Raw genomic sequence first — 22,676 nt, forward strand, 5'->3', positions numbered from 1 at the left:
GGGAACCTCTCTTTTTTAGAGCAAATATAAAGAAGAAAAAAGAAATTAGACATTCCGTCAAAAAAGGTCAAAAATCCCTCAAGAAAGGGACTTTAGATTATCTTTTTTCGTTGACATTTTAAAAAAATAGGTCTAGACTATTAGAGTAAAACATTTTATTTTTAAAGGAGATTCGTTATGAATTTTGCAATTTTGGCCCTTGGTCTTGCCGTGCTCGGTGTCAGCATCGGTGAGGGAATTTTGGTATCAAATATCGCTAAAGCGTCAGCTCGCCAACCTGAAATGTTTGACAAACTGCGTTCACTCATGTTTCTTGGTGTTGCCTTTATCGAAGGAACTTTCTTCGTCCTCTTTGCCTTTACTTTCTTCGTTGGAAAATAAAGTCTCAGACAGGATTTAGTAAGGAGGGAGAATGTTGGAAACTGTTGAAAATCCAACCGTAAACCTATTTGGAATAACCTTTGACCTTACCATTTTAGCCATGTCTTTGATTACGGTTCTTCTTGTTTTTAGCTTTGTCTATTGGGCAAGTCGAAAAATGGCGATAAAACCCTCAGGAAAACAAAATGTCTTAGAGTGGTTTTACGAATTTGTGCAGTCAACTATTCATTCCAATTTAGGAAAATATACAAAAAATTACAGTCTCTTCTTCTTTGTCCTTTTCTTCTTTCTACTTGTCGCCAATAATATTGGTTTGATGATTAAGCTGGAGAATAAGGAGTATAATTTTTGGACATCACCAACGTCTAATTTTGGTGTAGATATTACCCTTTCTTTGATGATTACCCTCATCTCACATGTCGAAGGAATCAGAAAGAATGGTGTTAAAGCTTATTTCAAAGAGTTTTTGACGCCCTATCCTGCTATGTTGCCGATGAATATCTTAGAAGAATTCTCAAACATGGCTTCCCTAGCCCTACGGCTTTACGGTAATATCTATGTCGGAGAAGTCGTGACGTCTTTAATTTTACAACTGTCTCACATCCATGTAGCAGTTGCTCCTCTTGCTTTTCTTCTTAATATGCTTTGGACAGTCTTTTCCATGTTTATTTCAGGAATTCAGGCGTATGTCTTTATCATTCTAGCCTCTACTTACATTGGTAATAAGGTTAACCACGAAGAATAGGAAAGGAGAAAGAAACTATGTCAATGTTGATTAATGCAACAACCTTAGGAAATATCATCATCACAGCAGGTTCTGTTCTTTTGCTGATGTTTCTCATCAAGCGTTTTGCTTGGGAACAAATCACAGGAATTTTTAAGGCTCGTGAGGAAAAGATTTCAAACGATATTGATCGTGCTGAGCTTTCTCGTCTCAAAGCAGATGAGCTTGCTAAAAAACGTGAAGTAGAGCTGAGTCATGCCAAAGAAGAAGCGAGCCAGATCATTGATACTGCTAAGGAAACTGGGCAGTCCAAGGGTCAAAAAATCATCGCAGAAGCAAAAGATGAAGCCAGTCGTTTGAAAGAAAGAGCACATCAAGACATTGCCCAAAGCAAGGCAGAAGCTCTAGCTAGTGTCAAGGGTGAGGTCGCTGATTTAAGCGTGCTCTTAGCAGAAAAAATTCTTTCAAAACAGTTAGATAAACAAGCGCAAAGCCAGCTGATTGATGAGTATCTTGATCAGTTAGGAGAAGCCTAATGAATCGAAAAGAACAAGCCCTCATCGCTCAATATGCTAAGAGTTTGGCAGAAGTAGCCGTTGAACAAGATCAAGTTTCAGTCATTTCAAAAGAGCTAGAAGAGCTTTTGAGCGTGTTTAAGGATACGCAGTTAGACCAAGCACTGACTAGCATCGCTTTGACACAAAAAGATAAACAAGACTTGGTTGCAACGCTTGGTGAAGAGAGCTCACCTTATATGAAGAATTTCTTGTCAACTATCTCTTATAATGGACGTAGCAGCTATCTCGAGCCGATCTTAACAAAAACTCTGGCTATCTTGGATAAGAAAAGCAAACAAGTGGACGTGACAGTCAAAACTGCTGTGGCTTTATCCACTCAACAAGCAGAGCGAATCAAACACTTAGTTGAGCAAAAGTTAGGCATTCAGGTGCGCAGACTCATTGAAGATATTGACGAACAAATCATCGGTGGTTTTGTCATTACGGCAAACAACCAGATTATCGATACCAGTATTCGTCGTCAATTGCAAGAGTTGAAAATGAATTTTAAATAGAAAGTGGTGTGACGTTTGGCCATTAATACACAAGAAATTAGCGCTTTAATTAAAAAGCAAATCGAGAATTTTCAGCCAAAATTTGATGTCACAGAAACAGGTGTCATCACTTATGTCGGTGACGGGATTGCTCGTGCTCGTGGCTTGGACAATGTCATGAGTGGCGAGTTGCTTGAGTTCCAAAACGGTGTCTATGGTATGGCACAAAACTTGGAATCAAGTGATGTCGGGATCATTATTTTGGGTGATTTTACCACCATTCGTGAAGGCGATATGGTGAAACGCACTGGAAAAATCATGGAAGTTCCTGTTGGGGACGCTCTTATCGGACGGGTTGTGAACCCTCTTGGACAGCCTGTGGATGGTCTAGGAGAGATCCATACGACAAAAACCAGACCCGTTGAAGCACCAGCACCTGGTGTTATGGAGCGTGAGTCTGTCAATGAGCCACTCCAAACTGGGATTAAGGCTATTGATGCGCTTGTTCCGATTGGACGTGGGCAACGTGAGTTGGTTATCGGAGACCGTCAAACAGGGAAAACAGCCATTGCCATTGATACCATCATCAACCAAAAAGGAAAAGGTGTCATTTGTATCTATGTGGCGATTGGACAAAAAGAATCCACTGTGAGAACGCAGGTGGAAACCCTTAGAAAATATGGTGCTCTAGATTATACGATTGTTGTGACGGCTTCTGCCTCACAGCCATCTCCTTTGCTTTATATCGCTCCTTATGCTGGGGTAGCGATGGCAGAGGAGTTTATGTATAATGGTAAGGATGCTTTGATTGTCTATGATGACCTCTCTAAGCAAGCGGTAGCTTATCGTGAGCTTTCTCTCTTACTTCGTCGTCCGCCAGGTCGTGAGGCTTATCCAGGGGATGTCTTCTATCTTCATAGTCGCTTGCTTGAGCGTTCGGCCAAGCTTTCTAAGGCTTTGGGGGGAGGCTCTATCACGGCTATGCCTTTCATCGAGACCCAAGCAGGAGATATCTCGGCTTATATCGCTACTAACGTGATTTCCATCACAGATGGTCAGATCTTCTTGCAGGAAAACCTCTTTAACGCAGGGATTCGTCCAGCGATTGATGCAGGTTCTTCTGTATCTCGGGTCGGGGGAGCAGCGCAGATTAAGGCCATGAAAAAAGTATCTGGTACCCTTCGGCTAGATCTGGCTTCTTATCGTGAGTTGGAGGCCTTTACGCAGTTTGGTTCTGACCTTGATGCAGCGACTCAAGCCAAACTCAATCGCGGTCGCAGAACCATTGAAGTCTTGAAACAACCCCTTCATCAACCTCTCCCAGTCGAAAAAGAAGTCTTGATTCTATACGCGCTTACCCACGGCTTCTTGGACAGTGTTCCTGTTGAGGATATTTCTGCATTTGAAACAGCCTTGTATGATTATTTTGATTTGAAACACGAGGATATCCTTGCAACCATTCGTGAAACGAAAGATCTTCCTGATGAAGCTGTTTTAGATAAAGCTATTCAAGAATTTAAAGACCAATCCACATTTCAATAGGAGGGACTAATCATGGTAGGATCTCTTAGTGAAATCAAAGATAAAATCATCTCAACAGAGAAAACGAGTAAAATCACTAGCGCCATGCGGATGGTGCAGTCTGCTAAATTGGTCAAATCCGAGCAAGCAGCCAAGGCTTATCAAGTCTATGCTTCTAAGGTTCGCCAGATCACAACGGACCTCTTAAAGAGTGAGTTAACCGCCACCTCTGGAGCAACCAATCCCATGCTTGCTTCACGTCCGGTGAAAACAACAGGGTATATCGTGATTACCTCAGACAAGGGCTTGGTCGGTGGTTATAATGCCAAGATTTTAAAGGCGGTCATGGAAATCATCAAAGAACACCATGAAGATGGTCAAGAAGATTATACCATTATCGCCATCGGTGGCATTGGTGCAGATTTCTTCAAGTCTAGAGGCATGAATGTTGCTTTTGAATTGCGTGGTTTGGCAGATCAGCCTAGTTTTGAGGATGTTGGACGAATTATCTCAAAATCCATTGATATGTATCAAGCGGAGCTCATCGACCAGCTCTATGTCTGCTACAATCACCATGTCAATAGTTTGACCAGCCAGGTCAGGGTACAACAAATGCTTCCTCTTTCTGATTTGGTCGCAGAAGAAGCGAGTGATGATATGGAAGCAGGATTTGAGCTAGAGCCTAATCGTGAAGTCATCCTAGAGCAGTTGCTTCCTCAATATGCTGAAAGTTTGATTTATGGGGCAATTGTGGATGCCAAAACAGCTGAGCATGCAGCTGGGATGACAGCCATGCAAACGGCAACAGATAATGCCACCAATGTCATCAATGATTTGACCATCCAATACAATAGAGCACGCCAAGCTGCCATTACACAAGAAATCACTGAAATCGTAGCCGGTGCCAATGCGCTAGAGTAGAAAATAAAAAGGGATAAGAAGGAGAAAGACATGAGCTTAGGCAGAATTGCTCAGGTAGTCGGTCCCGTTGTCGATGTGGCATTTGCTGCAGGCGAGACCATCCCTGAGATTAATAATGCATTGATTGTCTATAAAGATGCAGAAAAAAAACAAAAAGTCGTGCTTGAAGTCGCGCTTGAACTAGGTGACGGTCTTGTACGGACTATCGCTATGGAGTCAACTGATGGTTTGACGCGCGGCTTAGAGGTATTAGATACTGGTCGTCCCATCAGTGTTCCTGTGGGAAATGAGACCTTGGGACGGGTCTTCAACGTCTTGGGAGATACCATTGACCTTGAAGCACCTATTGGAAAAGATGTGGAACGTGACCCTATTCATAAAAAAGCGCCTGCTTTTGATGAACTTTCCACCGCTTCTGAGATTTTAGAGACAGGGATTAAGGTCATTGACCTTCTTGCGCCTTATCTAAAGGGAGGAAAGGTCGGACTCTTTGGAGGTGCGGGGGTTGGAAAAACCGTTCTCATCCAAGAATTGATCCACAATATCGCTCAAGAACACGGGGGAATCTCCGTCTTTACAGGGGTTGGAGAGCGCACCCGTGAAGGAAATGACCTCTACTGGGAAATGAAGGAGTCTGGCGTTATCGCAAAGACCGCCATGGTCTTTGGTCAGATGAATGAGCCACCTGGAGCACGGATGCGGGTTGCCTTAACAGGATTGACCATTGCCGAGTACTTCCGTGATGAGGAAGGTCAGGATGTGCTTCTCTTCATTGACAACATTTTCCGTTTCACCCAAGCAGGGTCAGAAGTATCTGCCCTTCTTGGTCGGATGCCGTCAGCCGTTGGTTATCAACCAACTCTTGCAACGGAAATGGGACAACTCCAAGAGCGGATCACCTCAACCAAGAAAGGGTCTATCACTTCCATCCAAGCCATCTATGTGCCTGCGGATGACTATACCGACCCAGCACCAGCGACAGCTTTTGCCCACTTGGATTCAACGACCAACTTGGAGCGTAAGTTAACACAGATGGGGATTTACCCAGCCGTTGACCCACTTGCTTCTAGCTCACGAGCACTTGCTCCTGAGATTGTCGGTGAAGAGCACTATGCGGTTGCAACAGAGGTGCAACATGTCTTGCAACGTTACCGTGAATTGCAGGATATCATTGCCATCTTAGGGATGGATGAATTGTCTGATGAGGAAAAAACCTTGGTAGGTCGTGCTCGTCGTATTCAGTTCTTCCTTTCTCAAAACTTCAACGTTGCAGAACAATTTACAGGACAACCAGGTTCTTATGTTCCTGTTGCAGAAACTGTTCGTGGCTTTAAGGAAATCTTGGAAGGACGTTATGACCATCTTCCAGAAGATGCCTTTAGAAGTGTCGGTCCGATTGAAGATGTGATTGAAAAAGCCAAGAAAATGGGCTATTAGTGAGGTAGCACTATGGCAGAAATGACCATTCAAATTGTCACACCAGACGGGATTAAGTGTAACCGCAAGGCTTACTATATCTCTATCAAGACACCAGACGGTGAGATGGGGATTTTGCCTGGTCACGTCAACATGATTGCTCCCTTGGTCATTCATGAAATGAAGATTAGGGATAAGGCAGAGGATGAGCATGTCGATTGGATTGCAGTCAATGGCGGTATTATCGAAGTGAAAGATAATACCGTTACCATTATCGCCAATTCAGCCGAGCGTGACCGTGACATTGACACCAGTAGGGCTGAGCGAGCAAAAGCCAGAGCAGAACGTCAGCTAAAAGAAGCACAGGCTGCTAATCAAGTTGATGAAATGAAGCGGGCTAAAATCGCCCTCGAACGTGCCCTCAACCGCCTCAGCGTTGGGACAAAATAAAACAAAATCAATCAGAACCTCGTGTTTTGGTTGATTTTTTTGTTCTGTTTTTTAGTTTTTTTGCTATAATAGAAGTATTGACCGAAATAGTAAGGAAACGACATGAACGTACAAGAATTAAAAGAAAGACAAGAGCGCATTCGGAATTTTTCTATCATTGCGCATATTGACCATGGGAAATCCACTCTAGCTGACCGGATTTTGGAGAAAACCGAGACGGTCTCAAGCCGTGAGATGCAAGATCAGTTGTTAGATAGCATGGATTTGGAGCGAGAACGTGGGATTACCATCAAGCTCAATGCTATTGAGCTCAATTACACGGCAAAAGACGGAGAAACTTATATTTTTCACTTGATTGACACGCCTGGACATGTGGACTTTACCTATGAGGTATCGCGCAGTTTGGCGGCCTGTGAAGGGGCGATCTTGGTGGTGGATGCGGCCCAAGGGATTGAGGCGCAGACGTTGGCTAATGTCTATCTGGCTCTTGATAATGATCTTGAAATCCTACCAGTTATCAATAAAATTGATCTACCTGCCGCAGATCCTGAACGAGTTCGTCATGAGGTAGAGGATGTCATCGGTCTTGATGCCAGTGAGGCTGTCCTTGCTTCAGCTAAGGCAGGTATCGGGATCGAGGAGATTCTAGAGCAGATTGTTGAGAAGGTTCCAGCGCCGTCTGGAGATGTTGAAGCCCCTCTCAAGGCCTTGATTTTCGACTCAGTTTATGACAGTTATCGTGGGGTTATCCTGCAGGTACGTGTCATGGATGGGATGGTGAAACCGGGTGACAAGATTCAGATGATGTCAAATGGTAAGACCTTTGATGTCACAGAAGTTGGGATTTTCACACCAAAAGCCATTGGTCGAGATTTTCTAGCAACGGGAGATGTTGGCTATATCGCTGCCTCTATCAAGACCGTAGCCGACACTCGTGTAGGGGATACCATCACTCTTGCAGATAATCCTGCGACTGAACCCTTAGCTGGCTATAAACAGATGAATCCCATGGTGTTTGCAGGGATTTATCCTATTGAGTCCAATAAATACAATGATCTGCGTGAGGCTTTAGAAAAACTGCAACTCAATGATGCCAGCCTTCAGTTTGAGCCAGAAACTTCACAAGCCTTGGGTTTTGGTTTTCGTTGTGGTTTCTTGGGGCTACTTCACATGGATGTGGTTCAAGAACGTTTGGAGCGTGAGTTCAACATTGACCTCATTATGACGGCACCATCGGTGGTCTATCACGTCAATACCACCGATGGTTCCCAACTAGAAGTGTCTAACCCCAGTGAGTTTCCTGACCCAACCAAGGTTGAGAGCATCGAAGAACCTTATGTCAAGGCGCAAATCATGGTGCCACAGGAATTTGTTGGTGCAGTGATGGAGCTTGCCCAAAGAAAACGTGGGGACTTTGTGACCATGGAATACATCGATGACAATCGGGTCAACGTCATCTACCAGATTCCTCTTGCTGAGATTGTCTTTGATTTCTTTGATAAGCTCAAGTCCTCCACTAGAGGCTATGCTAGCTTTGACTACGAAATCTCAGAATATCGTATCTCAAAACTCGTTAAGATGGATATTTTGCTAAATGGAGATAAGGTCGATGCCCTTAGCTTTATCGTGCATAAGGATTTTGCTTATGAGCGTGGGAAGGTCATCGTTGAAAAGTTGAAGAAAATCATTCCACGTCAGCAGTTTGAGGTGCCTATCCAAGCTGCCATCGGACATAAAATTGTAGCAAGAACAGATATCAAGGCGCTGCGTAAGAATGTCTTGGCTAAATGTTATGGTGGGGATGTATCGCGTAAGCGTAAACTCCTTGAAAAGCAAAAAGCAGGGAAGAAACGGATGAAATCCATCGGTTCGGTTGAGGTACCACAAGAGGCTTTCCTCAGCGTCTTGAGTATGGATGACGACGCCAAATAATTCGCTATCGAACAAAGGGAGGTCTAGGATGGAACGATATTTTGTCATAGGAGATGTCCACGGAAAAATCCAAATGCTAGAGGAAGTCTTGACTTACTGGGATGGGGAGATGCCCTTGATTTTTCTAGGGGACTTGATAGACCGTGGGGATGATAGCAGGGCCGTCCTTGAGTTGGTTAAGAGCTTAGTGGATGATGGCAAAGCTCAGTGCCTCATGGGCAATCATGAATACATGTTTCTCACGTGGTTTGAAGACAAGGGCTATACCGCAAGACCCTACTGCCACTATCAGATTAATGGTGGTGATACCACCATCAACTCTCTTTTGAAACAGCCTTTGGAAACACCGGTAGATAATCTGAGGGAAAAAGAGCGCATTCGCAAAGAATGTGCGGACTTGGTTGCATTTATGCGCTCGCTTCCCTATCATATTGAAACACCGCAGACCATCTTTGTCCACGCAGGTCTTGATTTAAGTCTAGAGGATTGGAGAGAAACGACGGACTATCAAAAAGTTTGGATCAGACAACCCTTTCATGAAGGGGTCAATCACACTGGAAAGACTATTGTCTTTGGGCATACTCCAGTCCATCACCTCTTGAAAGAACCGATCGGAACCCCTCATCTCTGGCAAGAAGATAAGAAGGTGGGGATGGATGGCGGTGCGGTTTATGGAGGTGTTCTCCATGGTATCATTTTTGAAAATGGGGAAATTGTTCAAGACTATGTTATCAAGCATGATGGTAAAATCATTGCAGAAGACTAGATAAAGGAGAAAGAGCTATGACAGAAACCAAAGAAGAATTGCGAGAGCGCATCGGTTTTTTAGCTTATGAAGTCACACAAAATGCAGCAACAGAACATGCCTTTACAGGGAAGTATGACAAGCATTTTGAAAAAGGGATCTATGTGGATGTGGTGAGTGGCGAGCCTCTCTTTTCATCCCTCAATAAGTATAATTCAGGCTGCGGCTGGCCTGCTTTTACCAAACCGATCACTAACCGTATGGTGACCAATCATGAGGATCTCTCTCATAACATGCGTCGTATTGAGGTCAGAAGCCGTGAAGCAGGCTCTCACCTCGGTCACGTCTTTAATGATGGCCCGCTTAGTGAAGGTGGTCTTCGTTACTGTATCAATTCAGCTGCTCTTCGCTTTATTCCTTATGAGGAGCTAGAAGAGCAAGGTTACGGGGAATACCGTTCCCTTTTTGACCAAGAAAATAAGTAAAGATGACCAATATTTTGGACTACGTCAAACAGGTCGCAAAGATAAGTTTTGCAGATCTGCCCTTGAGCGTGCTAGATATCTTAGTGCTAAACGAATTGGCTTACTTGCCTTTAGGAGAGGGACTCAGCTTTAAAACGTCTTACCCCCTAGCTAGTCTAAAGATGTTGCCTCAGCAGGTGTCGATGGATTTTCTCGTGACCAAGAATCGTTTAGCGCTTTTTGAGGCAGTACTTGCAGCAGAGCGGTTCAAGGACTTGACTTTGCTGTCTTATGTGAATGAGGTGGATGCTGATTTTGACAAGCAGTTCGCAGCCCTTGTTTGGGAGCTGCCTAGTCTTAGCTACCGTCAGCTGGTCTTTCGAGGGACAGATGATAGCCTGATTGGTTGGCGAGAAGACTTTAACATGAGTTATATGCGTGAGATTCCAGCGCAGCGTCGAGCGGTCGCCTTTCTAAAAGCATGGCTATACGACCATCCCCAACCTTTGGTGGTGTCAGGGCATTCAAAAGGGGGGAATCTTGCGACCTATGCCAGCAGCTTTGTGGGAGCAAGAGAGCAGGAGTTGATTTCTCTCGTTGCTGTTTTTGATGCTCCTGGCTTACACACATCTGTCCTTGCTTCTTCGGATTACCGCAAGATCAAACCCCATCTTTTGGTCATTCGTCCAAAAGATTCCATTGTAGGGATCATGCTCTCAAGTGATATAGCCCCTCTCATCGTGGACAGTAACAAGAGTGGTTTGGAACAGCATGATGTCTTTAACTGGAAGGTGGAAGGAACAGGCTTTGTGTATCTGTCACAAGGCACCGCCGTCAGCAGACAGCTCGAAAAAACCTTTGACGAGCTCTTAAAAGAGCTGGGGCCTACCGAGTTAAAACAGTATGTCGATACCCTCTTTGATACCTTACAAGAAGCTGGCATCACCAGTCTCAATGACTTTCAGACCCATCCGACGAGCAAAATCAGCCAACTCATTGCCACCATGTCCAGTTTACCCACAGAGAAACGCGCAAGGATTAGTCTTGCCACCAACACCCTCATTCGGCTTTTTTGGGAAAATCGACGTGATCCGTTTCAGAAATCAGTAAAAAAACGTTGAAATCCAGCGTTTTTTTGTGTTGTAATCCGCTATTTGACCGAATTTTTGTTATAATGGAAGCAGTATCATGTTAAGGAGGTGCAGATGATGGTACAACTCGCCTTATTGGGATTTGGAACGGTTGCAAAAGGACTTCCAAAGCTCCTTTTAGAAAATAAGGAACGCTTAGAGGCGCTCTTGGGAGAAGAAATCGTGATTGCTAAGGTTTTGGTGCGAAATGAAGAACGGGCTAAAAACCTATCACAAGACTATCCTTATGCCTTTGTAACGGATCCAAAGGATATTTTCACCAATCCAGAGATTGCTATCGTTGTCGAACTCATCGGAGGTCTAGAACCTGCTCATAGCCTGATTCAAGAGGCCTTAATGGCGGGAAAATCCGTTGTCACAGCTAATAAAGATTTAATAGCTGAAAAAGGACTGGCTCTTGCGCAATTGGCAAAAGAGAACAAAACAGCCCTACTCTATGAAGCAGCAGTGGCAGGTGGCATTCCTATCCTACGCAACCTTTCGCAATCCTTGATGGTGGATGACATCCAGCGTATTCTAGGGATTTTAAATGGAACGACGAATTTCATGCTGACCCAGATGGACGAAGCGGGCTGGTCTTATGAGGAAGCACTGGCAAAGGCAAAAGAGCTAGGTTATGCTGAAAGCGATCCGACCAATGATGTGAGTGGTCTGGATGCGGCCTATAAACTCGCCATCTTAGGACGCTTTTCTATTGGCTACCCAGGTACGAGTGAAGAGGTCAGCTATCAAGGGATTACAAACATTACGTCAATGGATGTCGCCCTTGCTCGTGATCTTGGCTACGTCATCAAGCTCGTCGGTGAAGCCAGTCGTCTTGCTTCTGGCTATCATCTTGAGGTTGCCCCTAGTTTGATTGCAAGCAATCATCCCCTTGCCAATGTTAATGGGGTCACCAACGGTTTGGTCGTGGAGAGTTTTGGCCTTGATCGTGTCGGCTATACTGGGCCTGGAGCAGGTCAGCTGCCAACAGCGGTGTCTGTTTTATCAGATATTGTGACCATCAGTCGTGCCCTAAAAAGAGGCGAGAGCCTTCCAGTCTTTCAACCTCAACTACCCCAGCTTTCTAAGGCAAATCCAGAAGATGTGGTGGCCTCTTACTACCTTTCTATGGAAAATAAAGACCTTATCTGGTTTGACCAGCTGGCACTTCCTGTTGCTCAAGTCACCCAAAACAAGACACATACTGCTATTATCACGCAGCCCATTCAAAAGGTTGGACTTGAGCGAGCACTTTCTCGCTTGACAACAGCCAAACCACTCAATGTTTTCAAAGTGATTGGAGAAAAGGAATGAAAATCAGCGTACCAGCAACATCAGCCAATCTAGGACCGGGCTTTGACTCTGTTGGCATCGCCTTATCCAAGTATTTACAGATAGAGGTGCTTGAGCCTGCTGCGTCGTGGCAGGTGGAGCATGAGCTAGGAGCAGGTATCCCTAGTGATGAGCGCAATCTCCTCATCGCAGTCGCTACAAAAGTGGCACCCGATTTACCTCCGCATCAGATCAAGATGGTGAGTGATATTCCGCTTGCAAGAGGGCTAGGATCGTCTAGTTCTGTCATCGTTGCAGGGATTGAGCTAGCCAATCAGTTGGCTCATCTAAACCTCTCTGTCCAAGAAAAATTGACTATAGCCACTCAAATTGAGGGACATCCAGATAATGTTGCGCCTGCTTTAATGGGAAATTTGGTTATTGCGTCCATCGTGGAGGAAGAGGTCAGTAGCATCACGGTTCCTTTTGAAGGGGCCAGCTTTATTGCCTTTATCCCTCCTTATGAGCTTAAGACCAAGGACAGTCGTGGGGCGCTTCCTAGCCAGCTTTCCTATTCTGAAGCGGTGACAGCTAGCAGCATTGCCAATCTAGCGATTGCAGGGCTATTGACAGGTGATTTAAAGACAGCAGGTCTTGCCATGGAAGCGGACCGTTTCCACGAACACTACCGTAGGCCTTTGGTTAAGGAATTTCTCCCCATTAAAGAAACCGCAAAAGGATTGGGAGCCTATGCTACCTATCTCTCTGGTGCGGGCCCAACGGTCATGGTATTAGCGCCTAAAGAAAGAGCATTGAGTATTCAAACTGCCATTAAAAGCCTAGACTTAGAGGGCGAAACGGTGGTGCTTTCGGTTGACCAGAAAGGAGTGGTAGTAGAGTGACCTATCAAGAAGCCTTAGACTGGATTCACGCCCAGCTAAAATTTGGGATTAAACCAGGGATTGAACGGATGAAGTGGCTCCTTGAGCAGTTTTCAAATCCACAAGATCAGCTAAGAGCCATTCATGTGGTCGGCACCAACGGTAAAGGGTCAACGACCAATGATTTGCAGCATATCTTTACCCATGCTGGTTATCGTGTGGGGACCTTTACCTCGCCTTATTTGATGGATTTTAGAGAGCGCATCAGTATTGATGGGGAGATGATACCTCAAGCTGATTTGGTGCAACTAGTTGCTGAGGTTAAGCCTGTGGTGGAGCGCCTTCCTCTTGAAACGCCTTACGAGGCGGCTACGGAGTTTGAGATCATCACTCTCATCATGTTCCTTTATTTTGGACGTGATAAGAAGGTTGATCTCGCTGTCATTGAAGCTGGGCTTGGCGGACGCTATGATTCGACCAATGTTTTTCACGCCTTGGCAGTGGTCTGCCCCTCTATTGGTTTGGATCATCAGGATTTGTTGGGTGAGAGTTATGCGGATATTGCAGCGCAAAAAGCAGGCGTCTTAACAGGTGGTGAACCCTTTATCTATGCGACCACGCGCGCAGATGTGGCTAGCGTTTTTGAAACAAGGGCAAAAGAGCTCGCTTGTCCGACCTTTGCCCTAGGAAAGACAGTTCAACTCCTTGAGGAGCCGAATTCTTCATTTTCTCTTCGTTTAGAAAATGGACAGCTGCTAGGTCCCTTTACCTCGCCCATGCCAGGTAAGCACCAACAGTCCAATGCCAGTCTAGCTGTCATCACAGCTTGGCTCTTAAAAAAAGATTACCCGCAAGTGAGCAAAACCATTATCCAAGAAGGGCTTAAAACAGCTGTCTGGGCAGGGAGAACCGAATGGATCAGACCCAATCTCATGATTGACGGCGCTCATAACCGTGAGAGTGTCGAGGCGCTCGTTGCAGTCATCCAAGATCTCAAGAAAGAAGGCAGGGTCAAAGAAACGCTCAAGATTCTGTTTGCTGCCCTTTCAACCAAACCCGTTGAGGGCATGCTTGAGGATTTAGAAGCCCTTGGTCAAGTAGAAGTCACCAGCTTTGACTATCCAAAAGCCATGCAACCAAAAGATTATGCGCCTCATTATCCAGCTATCAGCGATTGGCGAGCTTGGTTAGATGATGCGACAGACGAGAATGTCACTTACTTGGTGACAGGCTCCCTTTATTTTATTTCCCAAGTCAGAACTTATCTGATGGCACAAAAAAACGATTAGAACGAAAGAAGCATGAACACACCAGATATTAAAACCGCTATTGTCCAATTATTAAAAGCGATCGGCGAAGATCCAGACCGTGAAGGGTTAAAAGAAACTCCTGATCGTGTGGCGCGGATGTACGAAGAAGTCTTTTCCGGTCTGAATCAAGACCCTGCCAGTGCCTTTAGCGCTATTTTTGAAGAAAACCACAAGGAGCTGGTCTTGGTCAAAGACATTTCCTTTTCATCCACTTGTGAGCACCACTTGTTGCCTTTTTATGGCAAGGCTCATGTGGCTTACCTGCCCAATGGTCAGGTCACGGGTCTTAGTAAATTGGCAAGGGCGGTTGAAATCGCCAGCAAACGCCCTCAATTACAGGAACGATTGACGACGCAAATCGCAGACAGTCTAGAGCAAGCCCTCAGCCCAGCAGGTGTCTTGGTCATGGTCGAAGCTGAACACATGTGTATGACCATCAGAGGCATCAAAAAGCCGGGAAGTAAGACCGTTACCTTAGTCACACGCGGTGTTTTTAAAGAGGATAAAGAGAAGCGGCAAGAAGTTATTCAACTGATCAAGGAGTAAAGCATGAAGGCATTTTCACAAGAACTCGCTAATAGCTACGGGATCATGGGAATTTTAAACGTTACCCCTGATTCCTTTTCAGACGGCGGCAACTACCAAGCTGTGGATCACGCTCTTCGTCAAGTTGAATCCATGCTAAACAAAGGCGCTCGCATTATCGATGTCGGAGGCGAATCCACCCGTCCCGGTGCCACCTTTGTCACAGCAGAAGAAGAGATGTCTCGTATCCTTCCTATCATCGAAGCCATCAAAGCTAGGTTTGACTGCTGGGTCAGTGTGGATACCTACAAGACAACAACAGCAGCGGCTGCCCTTGAAGCAGGAGCGGACATTCTAAATGATGTCTGGTCTGGCCTTTATGATGGCGGTATGCTTGCGCTTGCTGCCCAAAAAGAAGTGCCTATCATCCTCATGCACAATCAAGCAGAAGAAGGTTATCAAGATGTGGTGCAAGAGGTCAAGCAGTTTCTCTTAGATCGCACGCAAGCCGCTCTAGACGCAGGAGTCAAAAAAGAAAATATCTGGTTAGACCCTGGTTTTGGCTTTGCTAAGGGCGTCGATGATAATATCGCCCTGCTCAAAGACCTAGATCAGCTAACGTGTCTTGGCTATCCTGTTTTGTTTGGCATCTCCAGAAAACGGGTGGTGGATCATCTGCTTGGAGGTGGCACCAAACCTTTAGAGCGTGACACCATGACCGCAGCACTATCCAGCTATGCCTTTTCAAAAGGTTGTCGCTTGGTACGGGTCCATGATGTCGAGGCAAATCAGCCAATCGCTAAGCTATGGAACGAGGTGTGCTGATGGATCAGATTATCTTAAAAGGCTGTCGGTTTTACGGCTATCATGGGGCTTTTGCCGAGGAGCAAAAATTGGGGCAGATCTTTGTCTGTGACCTCGTCTTATCGCTGGATCTGACCGCAGCCAGTCAGTCGGATGACTTGACAGACACAGTCCATTACGGACAGGTTTTTGAGAGCATGAGACAGGAAATGGAGGAGAGCCGCTACCTCCTCTTGGAGCGATTAGCTGGAGCCATTATCGAGCGGTTGTTTGCCCAGTTTCCTTCCATTCTTGCGATTGAGCTATCGATTTTTAAGGAAAATCCACCTATTGCTGGGCATTACGATCAGGTGGGCATTCGATTGGAGAGAAGCAGATGACACATGTTTACTTAGGATTAGGGGGAAACATCGGAGATCGCGAAAGCTACTTGACGAGGGCGCTGGAGCGCTTAAACAAGCTCTCCCACAGCCAGCTCCTAGCCATCTCGTCGGTCTATGAGACCAAGGCTTGGGGCAAGGAAGATCAATCGGACTTCCTCAATCTCGTTTGCCTCTTAGAAACAAGCCTTTCACCAGAAGCGCTGCTTCTTGAAACACAGACCATTGAAGCGGACTTGGACCGCAAACGCATCGAACACTGGGGTCCTAGAACCATTGATATTGACCTTTTACTCTACGGTGAGGAGCTAATCGAAAAAGAGGAACTCACCATCCCCCATCCTTACCTCCTAGAGCGTGCCTTTGTCTTGGTTCCCTTGGTTGAAATTGCCTCAAAACAGCTCAAACACCCCAAAACAGGGCAAGTCTTGTCTCAGTTAGACTTGGCAAAACTACAAGCGGATATGAAAAAATACGGATTCATCTCGTCAAATGCCCAACATTTTGATATAATAAAGGACGAGTCCGCCCCAAAAGTGCGTGACTAGTTTGATTAGTATTATAACGAAATGATAAGAAAGAGAACCAAAATGACACAAATCCATGAGCAAATCAAGCAAGAACTCACTGATATTGAGATTCGCTTTGACGCTCCCCTAAAAGACTACACCTATACCAAGGTCGGAGGTCCTGCGGACTATCTCGCCTTTCCTAAAAATAAGGCAGAACTCATCCGTTTGGTTGTTTTTGCAAACGAATACAATATCCCTTGGATTGTCCTAGGAAATGCTAGTAATCTCATCGTCCGAGATGGGGGAATTAGAGGCTTTGTCATTCTGTTTGATCGCCTCGATAACATCACAGTCAATGGCTATACCATTGAAGCAGAAGCAGGGGCTAGCCTGATAGAGACCACCAAAGTCGCTCTCTATCACAGTTTGACGGGCTTTGAGTTTGCCTGTGGGATTCCAGGTAGCGTTGGTGGCGCTGTCTTTATGAATGCAGGAGCTTATGGTGGCGAGATTGCCCATGTTTTGGTGTCGGCTCAAATCTTGACCCGTGATGGTCAGATTAAGACCCTTGAAACAGAAGATTTGCGTTTTGGCTACCGAAGCTCATTTATCCAAGACAGCGGTGCCATTGTGATTTCTGCCAAATTTGCCCTTAGCCCTGGCGACTATCATCTCATCCAGCAGGAGATGAATCGCTTAAACTACCTGAGAGCCTTGAAACAGCCCCTAGAGTACCCTTCCTGTGGCTCTGTCTTCAAGCGCCCACACGGTTATTTTGCTGGTCAACTCATCATGGAAGCAGGTCTCAAAGGCTACCGTATCGGTGGTGTTGAGGTCAGCCAGAAACATGCTGGGTTTATGATAAATGTTGATCAAGGAACAGCCCAAGATTATGAAAATTTAATCGCCGCTGTGATTGAGAAAGTTCGCCTTCACTCTGGTGTCACCCTAGAACCTGAGGTGCGCATCATCGGTGAAGCCTTGGAGTAACGAAAAAGAAAGAGAACTGCCTTGCCTCAACCTATTATTGAATTTAAACACGTCACAAAAACGTTTGAAGACAGTGGCACACAAGTCTTAAAAGACATCAACTTTGAATTAGAAGAAGGGAAATTCTACACCCTTCTTGGCGCATCAGGATCAGGAAAATCAACCATCCTCAACATCATCGCAGGACTCTTAGATGCAACGTCTGGAGATGTTTACCTAGACGGCAAGCGGATCAACGACGTTCCCATCAATAAACGCGATGTCCACACTGTTTTTCAGAATTACGCTCTTTTTCCGCACATGACCGTTTTTGAAAACGTCGCTTTTCCTCTATCTCTCAAAAAAGTAGAAAAAACAGAAATCGAACGACGGGTCAAAGAGGTCCTCAAGATGATGCGCCTAGATGGCTATGAAAAGCGAGCCATCCAAAAATTATCTGGCGGACAACGCCAGCGGGTGGCGATTGCAAGAGCCATCATCAACGAACCCAAAGTCGTCCTTCTTGACGAACCTTTATCCGCTCTTGATTTGAAACTCAGAACTGACATGCAGTACGAACTGCGTGAGCTCCAACAGCGCCTCGGCATTACCTTTGTCTTTGTCACGCATGACCAAGAAGAGGCGCTTGCCATGAGTGACTGGATTTTTGTCATGAATGAAGGAGAGATTGTCCAATCTGGTACCCCTGTTGACATTTATGACGAACCCATCAACCATTTTGTTGCGACCTTTATCGGGGAGTCCAATATTTTGAAAGGGACCATGATTGAGGACTACTTGGTCGAATTTAATGGCAAGCGCTTTGAAGCCGTGGACGGTGGGATGAAGCCACATGAGCCTGTCGAGGTCGTTATCCGTCCAGAAGATTTGCAAATCACCCTCCCAGAAGAAGGCAAACTCCAAGTCAAGGTCGATACCCAGCTCTTTCGTGGGGTCCACTATGAGATCATCGCCTATGACGATTTTGGTAATGAATGGATGATTCACTCAACCAGAAAGGCTATTGAAGGCGAGATTATCGGTCTAGACTTTACCCCAGAAGACATCCATATCATGCGTCTCAATGAAACCGAAGAAGAATTTGACGCTCGGATTGAAGAGTACGTCGAAGTCGAAGAAGTTGAGGATGGTCTCATCCATGCCATCGAGGAGGAGAGAAATGAAGAAAACGGCTAACCTTTTTTCGCTCCCTTATCTGCTTTGGCTCTTGCTTTTCATCATTGCGCCAGTCCTGCTCATCATCTATCAGTCCTTTTTTGACCTAGAGGGGCATGTGACCTTAGCGAACTACCAGACCTTCTTTAGCAGCTGGACCTACCTGCGCATGAGTTTTAACTCTATCCTTTATGCAGGGATTATTACGCTGGTGACCTTACTCATCAGCTATCCGACCGCTTTTTTCCTCACAAGGCTAAAGCACAAGCAGCTCTGGCTCATGCTGATTATCCTACCGACTTGGATCAACCTCTTGCTCAAGGCTTATGCTTTTATGGGGATTTTTAGCCAGCACGGGGGGATCAATGCCTTCCTCAGCTTTATCGGAGTGGGGCCGCAGCAGATTTTGTTTACGGATTTCTCCTTTATCTTTGTCGCTAGCTATATCGAGTTGCCCTTTATGATTTTACCGATTTTTAACGCACTAGACGATATTGACGCCAATCTGGTCAATGCCAGTCGTGACCTTGGGGCAAATGATTACCAGACCTTTAAAAGGGTGATTTTTCCCCTCTCTCTCAACGGCGTGAGAAGTGGGATTCAGTCAGTCTTTATTCCGAGCCTTAGTCTCTTTATGTTGACTCGCTTAATTGGTGGGAACCGTGTGATTACACTAGGAACCGCCATCGAACAACATTTTTTAACCACTCAAAATAAGGGCATGGGGGCAACTATTGGGGTGATTCTCATCCTAGCTATGCTAGCCACCATGTGGGTGACAAAGGAGCGTCGGAAATGAAAAAATTTGCTAATCTTTACTTACTCATCGTCTTTTTGATTCTCTATCTGCCCATCCTTTATTTGATTGTTTATTCCTTTAATAAAGGTGGCGACATGAATCAATTTACCGGCTGGACGTTTGAGCATTACGGGACACTCTTTGGAGATAAACACCTCATCCTCATTTTGGTCGAGACCTTTCTTCTTGCCTTTTTATCGAGTCTGATTGCTACCTTTATCGGGACTTTTGGTGCCATTTACATCCATCAGAGCCAGCAGAAGTGGCAAAATGGTCTGCTTTCCCTGAATAACGTCCTTATCGTCGCACCAGACGTGATGATCGGAGCGAGCTTTCTCATCCTCTTTACAGCTCTAGGATTTCAGCTAGGCTTTGTTTCTGTTCTCCTTAGCCACATCGCTTTTTCTATTCCCATCGTAGTTTTGATGGTACTGCCAAGGCTCAAAGAGATGAATCAGGACATGATTAACGCCGCCTATGACCTCGGTGCGACTCGCTTTCAGATGCTAAAAGAGGTCATGCTACCGTATCTGACCCCAGCTGTCATTGCTGGCTACTTTATGGCCTTTACCTATTCGCTAGATGACTTTGCGGTGACCTTCTTTGTCACGGGAAATAGTTTTTCGACCCTCTCGGTTGAGATTTACTCCAGAGCTAGACGGGGCATCTCGCTAGAGATTAATGCCCTTTCTACCGTCGTCTTTCTCTTTAGTATCCTGCTGGTTATCGGCTATTACTTTATCTCACAGGACAAGGAGGACAAGCATGCGTAAACTCTATTCTTTCTTACTAGGAGTCATCGCCATCGTTGGTCTCCTTGCCGGTCTGACCTTTGTCATGACGAGAGAGTCAGGTCCTTCAGACAAGCTCATCATCTACAACTGGGGAGACTATATCGACCCCGATTTGCTCAAAAAATTCACCAAAGAAACAGGCATCAAAGTCCAGTACGAGACCTTTGACTCCAACGAAGCCATGTACACCAAGGTCAAGCAAGGTGGGACTACCTATGACATCCTTGTACCAAGTGACTACATGATTGATAAGATGAAAAAGGAAAATCTCCTCGTTAAGCTGGACAAGTCCAAGATTAAGGGCATGGAAAATATCGGCAAAGAGTTCTTAGACAAGCCCTTTGACCCGCACAATGACTATTCGATCCCTTATTTCTGGGGGACAGTCGGTATCGTCTATAATGACGAGCTGGTCGAAAAAGCGCCAGAGCACTGGAATGACCTCTGGTCAGACGCTTACCGTAATAATATCCTCCTCGTTGATGGGGCTCGTGAGATTATGGGAGTGGGGCTAGATAGTCTTGGCTATAGTGTTAATAGTACCAAGATGGCGCAGCTAGAAGAGGCAAAAGCCAAGCTGACCCAGCTCACCCCCAACGTCAAAGCCATCGTCGGTGACGAGCTAAAAGGCTACATGATCCAAGGCGACGCCGCCATTGGTGTCACCTTCTCAGGCGAAGCTAGAGAAATGCTGGAAGCCAACGAACACCTGCACTACGTCGTGCCAAGCGAAGGCTCCAACCTCTGGTTTGACAATCTGGTCATCCCAAAGACTGTCAAACACCAAAAAGAAGCCTACGCCTTTCTCAACTTCCTTCTAAGACCTGAAAATGCTGCGCAAAATGCCGAGTACATCGGCTATGCCACACCAAATACCAAGGCAAAGGCGCTCCTACCAAAAGAAGTCAGAGACGACAAAGCCTTTTATCCTGACCAAAAGACCATCGATCACCTCGAAGTCTATAATAACCTCGGCCAACACTGGCTCGGCGTCTATAATGACCTCTATTTGCAGTTTAAGATGTATCGGAAGTGAGAATCATATGCTATTCAATCGTGTCCAATTTAAATATCAACTCATTTATTTTGCTTTCTTTTTAGCAGCTTATGGAAATTCCTTAATTATTCGTTAAAGATAATTTTCTTCAAGAAAGGCAAAACACTATCATGATGAAAACACAATGGTTTATCTTTTCTGTTCTGGTAAGTGGCATTTTTCTAGGAGTTTTTAGTCTTGCTAGTCAAATTATTTCTATCAATGACAGTACATCTATTGCCATTAGCTTTGTTGTCAGACACTTTTAATAGCTATTGAAAGAACAATAAAATAGGTTAATACTTTTTCAAGAAACCTTACTAATTTGAACTGCCCTCAATCGTTAGATTTTTTGTCTAACTTTTTTGGGGAGTTTTTTTGTTGACGTCAACAAAAAAAGACCTTGTCCAAAGGTCGGTAAGAAGTTGGGGAGAGGTGGTGTTAATGCTGATTATACCGCTTTTGCGTTTTTTTATATCAAAAAATAGAAAAAATAAGAAAAAAATGGTAGAATAAGAATAAAAGCGGTTTCTAAATGAAATTTTCCTTTTAGAGTAAGAAAAAGAAAAGGAGCTGTTATGGCCCTAGAAAAAAGCATCTTTCCTATCATTGAGTCGGTTTATAGTAATCTGACTTATCTGGAGAAGAAAATTGCCAAGTATTTTTTATCTGATGAAGCGATCAAACATGATTTGTCTGCCCGTTCAGTCGCTAGTATCCTCTACGTTTCTGTCCCGTCCTTGACACGCTTTGCCAAAAAGTGTGGGTTTAATGGTTACAGGCAGTTTATCTATAACTTTCAGGCTTCACATCAAACCCCGCACCGATTGGTGAAGGATTTGACCAAAAATGTTTTGTCTAATTATAGTGACCTCTTGGATAAGACCTTTAGTCTGATTGATGAGGATCAGTTTTTAAGAGTTAGTCAGCTCCTCAATCAAGCGAGGCGTGTCTATTTTTATGGGCAAGGCAGCTCAGGCTTGGTGGCTCAAGAAATGAAGTTTCGCTTCATGCGACTTGGCATGGTCTGTGAGGCGATTACAGATGACCACATGATGCGGGTCAACCATATCATGTTAGACAAAGATAGTCTTTTGATTGGAATTTCTGTGTCTGGGGACAATCGCTTGATTAGAGATGCCATGAAAAAAGCCAAAGAAAAAGGCGCTAAGACCATTCTAGTGACCTCAGCCAATCGTCAAAGTCTAAGAGAGATTTGTGATGAGCTGGTTTTGGTAGCAGTAAAGAAAAATCTTTCTCAAGGAAACCACATCTCTCCTCAGTTTCCAGTGCTTTTGGTGATGGATATTTTTTACGCTTACTACATGGACCTAGATCGTGACAAAAAAGAACACCTCTTTGACCATACCTTATCTGCTTTGGTGACTTAAAAAAAGATGCCATCAAGTGTGTTTTCTGACTAGCTTGGTGGCGTCTTTTCGTGCTATAATAAAAGGAGTTTTCTTGTTAGGCAACAAGA

The 22,676-nt window shown here is 45.0% G+C and carries 26 protein-coding genes; all 26 read left to right on the forward strand.

Annotation, left to right across the window (positions count from 1 at the left end):
• Window positions 1-177 precede the first annotated feature (177 nt).
• The 26 genes from ACZ49W_RS04020 to ACZ49W_RS04145 all read left to right on the forward strand — a co-directional run bounded on the left by ACZ49W_RS04020 (window position 178) and on the right by ACZ49W_RS04145 (window position 22,587).
• Complete coding sequence (locus tag ACZ49W_RS04020) at window positions 178-381, forward strand: F0F1 ATP synthase subunit C (RefSeq protein WP_464814046.1); 204 nt, start codon at window positions 178-180, stop codon at window positions 379-381.
• A gap of 34 nt (window positions 382-415) precedes the next feature.
• On the forward strand, window positions 416-1,126 hold the full coding sequence (gene atpB, locus ACZ49W_RS04025) for a F0F1 ATP synthase subunit A (protein WP_464814953.1): 711 nt from the start codon (window positions 416-418) through the stop codon (window positions 1,124-1,126).
• A gap of 17 nt (window positions 1,127-1,143) precedes the next feature.
• Entirely contained in the window at window positions 1,144-1,641 is a 498-nt protein-coding gene (atpF, locus tag ACZ49W_RS04030) for a F0F1 ATP synthase subunit B (protein ID WP_464814047.1), read from the forward strand.
• Complete coding sequence (locus tag ACZ49W_RS04035; RefSeq protein ID WP_464814048.1) at window positions 1,641-2,177, forward strand: F0F1 ATP synthase subunit delta; 537 nt, start codon at window positions 1,641-1,643, stop codon at window positions 2,175-2,177. Before atpF ends, ACZ49W_RS04035 begins: the two co-directional genes overlap by 1 nt.
• Window positions 2,178-2,192: 15 nt before the next feature.
• On the forward strand, window positions 2,193-3,698 hold the full coding sequence (gene atpA / locus ACZ49W_RS04040) for a F0F1 ATP synthase subunit alpha (protein ID WP_464814049.1): 1,506 nt from the start codon (window positions 2,193-2,195) through the stop codon (window positions 3,696-3,698).
• Between the two features lie 12 nt (window positions 3,699-3,710).
• Window positions 3,711-4,598, forward strand: coding sequence for a F0F1 ATP synthase subunit gamma (locus tag ACZ49W_RS04045; protein WP_464814050.1), 888 nt, complete (start codon window positions 3,711-3,713; stop codon window positions 4,596-4,598).
• A gap of 30 nt (window positions 4,599-4,628) precedes the next feature.
• Window positions 4,629-6,035, forward strand: a complete 1,407-nt coding sequence (atpD, locus tag ACZ49W_RS04050) for a F0F1 ATP synthase subunit beta (RefSeq protein ID WP_464814051.1) — start codon at window positions 4,629-4,631, stop codon at window positions 6,033-6,035.
• A 12-nt stretch (window positions 6,036-6,047) separates the two neighbouring features.
• Window positions 6,048-6,464 carry a F0F1 ATP synthase subunit epsilon gene (locus tag ACZ49W_RS04055; protein WP_464814052.1) on the forward strand — a complete coding sequence of 139 codons (417 nt, stop codon included), beginning with the start codon at window positions 6,048-6,050 and terminating at the stop codon, window positions 6,462-6,464.
• A gap of 102 nt (window positions 6,465-6,566) precedes the next feature.
• Window positions 6,567-8,396: a translation elongation factor 4 gene (gene lepA / locus ACZ49W_RS04060; RefSeq protein WP_464814053.1), complete on the forward strand. Its 1,830-nt coding sequence runs from the start codon at window positions 6,567-6,569 to the stop codon at window positions 8,394-8,396.
• Between the two features lie 28 nt (window positions 8,397-8,424).
• Window positions 8,425-9,162: a metallophosphoesterase gene (locus ACZ49W_RS04065; RefSeq protein WP_464814054.1), complete on the forward strand. Its 738-nt coding sequence runs from the start codon at window positions 8,425-8,427 to the stop codon at window positions 9,160-9,162.
• Window positions 9,163-9,179: 17 nt separating this feature from the next.
• Window positions 9,180-9,626: a peptide-methionine (R)-S-oxide reductase MsrB gene (msrB, locus tag ACZ49W_RS04070; protein WP_464814055.1), complete on the forward strand. Its 447-nt coding sequence runs from the start codon at window positions 9,180-9,182 to the stop codon at window positions 9,624-9,626.
• A 2-nt stretch (window positions 9,627-9,628) separates the two neighbouring features.
• Window positions 9,629-10,726: an Mbeg1-like protein gene (locus ACZ49W_RS04075; RefSeq protein ID WP_464814056.1), complete on the forward strand. Its 1,098-nt coding sequence runs from the start codon at window positions 9,629-9,631 to the stop codon at window positions 10,724-10,726.
• Window positions 10,727-10,810: 84 nt separating this feature from the next.
• Window positions 10,811-12,052, forward strand: coding sequence for a homoserine dehydrogenase (locus ACZ49W_RS04080; protein WP_464814057.1), 1,242 nt, complete (start codon window positions 10,811-10,813; stop codon window positions 12,050-12,052).
• A complete protein-coding gene (gene thrB / locus ACZ49W_RS04085) occupies window positions 12,049-12,912 on the forward strand; it encodes a homoserine kinase (RefSeq protein WP_464814058.1) in 864 nt (287 codons plus the stop codon). Before ACZ49W_RS04080 ends, thrB begins: the two co-directional genes overlap by 4 nt.
• Entirely contained in the window at window positions 12,909-14,180 is a 1,272-nt protein-coding gene (locus tag ACZ49W_RS04090) for a bifunctional folylpolyglutamate synthase/dihydrofolate synthase (RefSeq protein WP_464814059.1), read from the forward strand. Before thrB ends, ACZ49W_RS04090 begins: the two co-directional genes overlap by 4 nt.
• 12 nt (window positions 14,181-14,192) lie before the next feature.
• A complete protein-coding gene (gene folE / locus ACZ49W_RS04095) occupies window positions 14,193-14,747 on the forward strand; it encodes a GTP cyclohydrolase I FolE (RefSeq protein WP_464814060.1) in 555 nt (184 codons plus the stop codon).
• A gap of 3 nt (window positions 14,748-14,750) precedes the next feature.
• Window positions 14,751-15,551, forward strand: a complete 801-nt coding sequence (gene folP / locus ACZ49W_RS04100; RefSeq protein ID WP_464814061.1) for a dihydropteroate synthase — start codon at window positions 14,751-14,753, stop codon at window positions 15,549-15,551.
• A complete protein-coding gene (gene folB, locus ACZ49W_RS04105; protein ID WP_464814062.1) occupies window positions 15,551-15,910 on the forward strand; it encodes a dihydroneopterin aldolase in 360 nt (119 codons plus the stop codon). The genes folP and folB overlap by 1 nt, the downstream gene beginning before the upstream one ends.
• Window positions 15,907-16,458: a 2-amino-4-hydroxy-6-hydroxymethyldihydropteridine diphosphokinase gene (gene folK, locus ACZ49W_RS04110; RefSeq protein WP_464814063.1), complete on the forward strand. Its 552-nt coding sequence runs from the start codon at window positions 15,907-15,909 to the stop codon at window positions 16,456-16,458. Before folB ends, folK begins: the two co-directional genes overlap by 4 nt.
• A gap of 42 nt (window positions 16,459-16,500) precedes the next feature.
• Window positions 16,501-17,412, forward strand: a complete 912-nt coding sequence (gene murB, locus ACZ49W_RS04115; RefSeq protein WP_464814064.1) for a UDP-N-acetylmuramate dehydrogenase — start codon at window positions 16,501-16,503, stop codon at window positions 17,410-17,412.
• A gap of 21 nt (window positions 17,413-17,433) precedes the next feature.
• A complete protein-coding gene (locus ACZ49W_RS04120; RefSeq protein ID WP_464814065.1) occupies window positions 17,434-18,588 on the forward strand; it encodes an ABC transporter ATP-binding protein in 1,155 nt (384 codons plus the stop codon).
• On the forward strand, window positions 18,572-19,366 hold the full coding sequence (locus ACZ49W_RS04125; protein ID WP_464814066.1) for an ABC transporter permease: 795 nt from the start codon (window positions 18,572-18,574) through the stop codon (window positions 19,364-19,366). The genes ACZ49W_RS04120 and ACZ49W_RS04125 overlap by 17 nt, the downstream gene beginning before the upstream one ends.
• Window positions 19,363-20,139, forward strand: a complete 777-nt coding sequence (locus ACZ49W_RS04130; protein ID WP_464814067.1) for an ABC transporter permease — start codon at window positions 19,363-19,365, stop codon at window positions 20,137-20,139. Before ACZ49W_RS04125 ends, ACZ49W_RS04130 begins: the two co-directional genes overlap by 4 nt.
• Window positions 20,132-21,196, forward strand: coding sequence for an ABC transporter substrate-binding protein (locus tag ACZ49W_RS04135; RefSeq protein WP_464814068.1), 1,065 nt, complete (start codon window positions 20,132-20,134; stop codon window positions 21,194-21,196). The genes ACZ49W_RS04130 and ACZ49W_RS04135 overlap by 8 nt, the downstream gene beginning before the upstream one ends.
• Window positions 21,197-21,327: 131 nt before the next feature.
• Window positions 21,328-21,465, forward strand: a complete 138-nt coding sequence (locus tag ACZ49W_RS04140) for a hypothetical protein (protein WP_464814069.1) — start codon at window positions 21,328-21,330, stop codon at window positions 21,463-21,465.
• A gap of 309 nt (window positions 21,466-21,774) precedes the next feature.
• Window positions 21,775-22,587, forward strand: a complete 813-nt coding sequence (locus ACZ49W_RS04145; RefSeq protein WP_464814070.1) for a MurR/RpiR family transcriptional regulator — start codon at window positions 21,775-21,777, stop codon at window positions 22,585-22,587.
• Window positions 22,588-22,676 lie beyond the last annotated feature (89 nt).

It is taken from the genome of Streptococcus sp. STR1/CE/0325 (genome assembly GCF_055386095.1).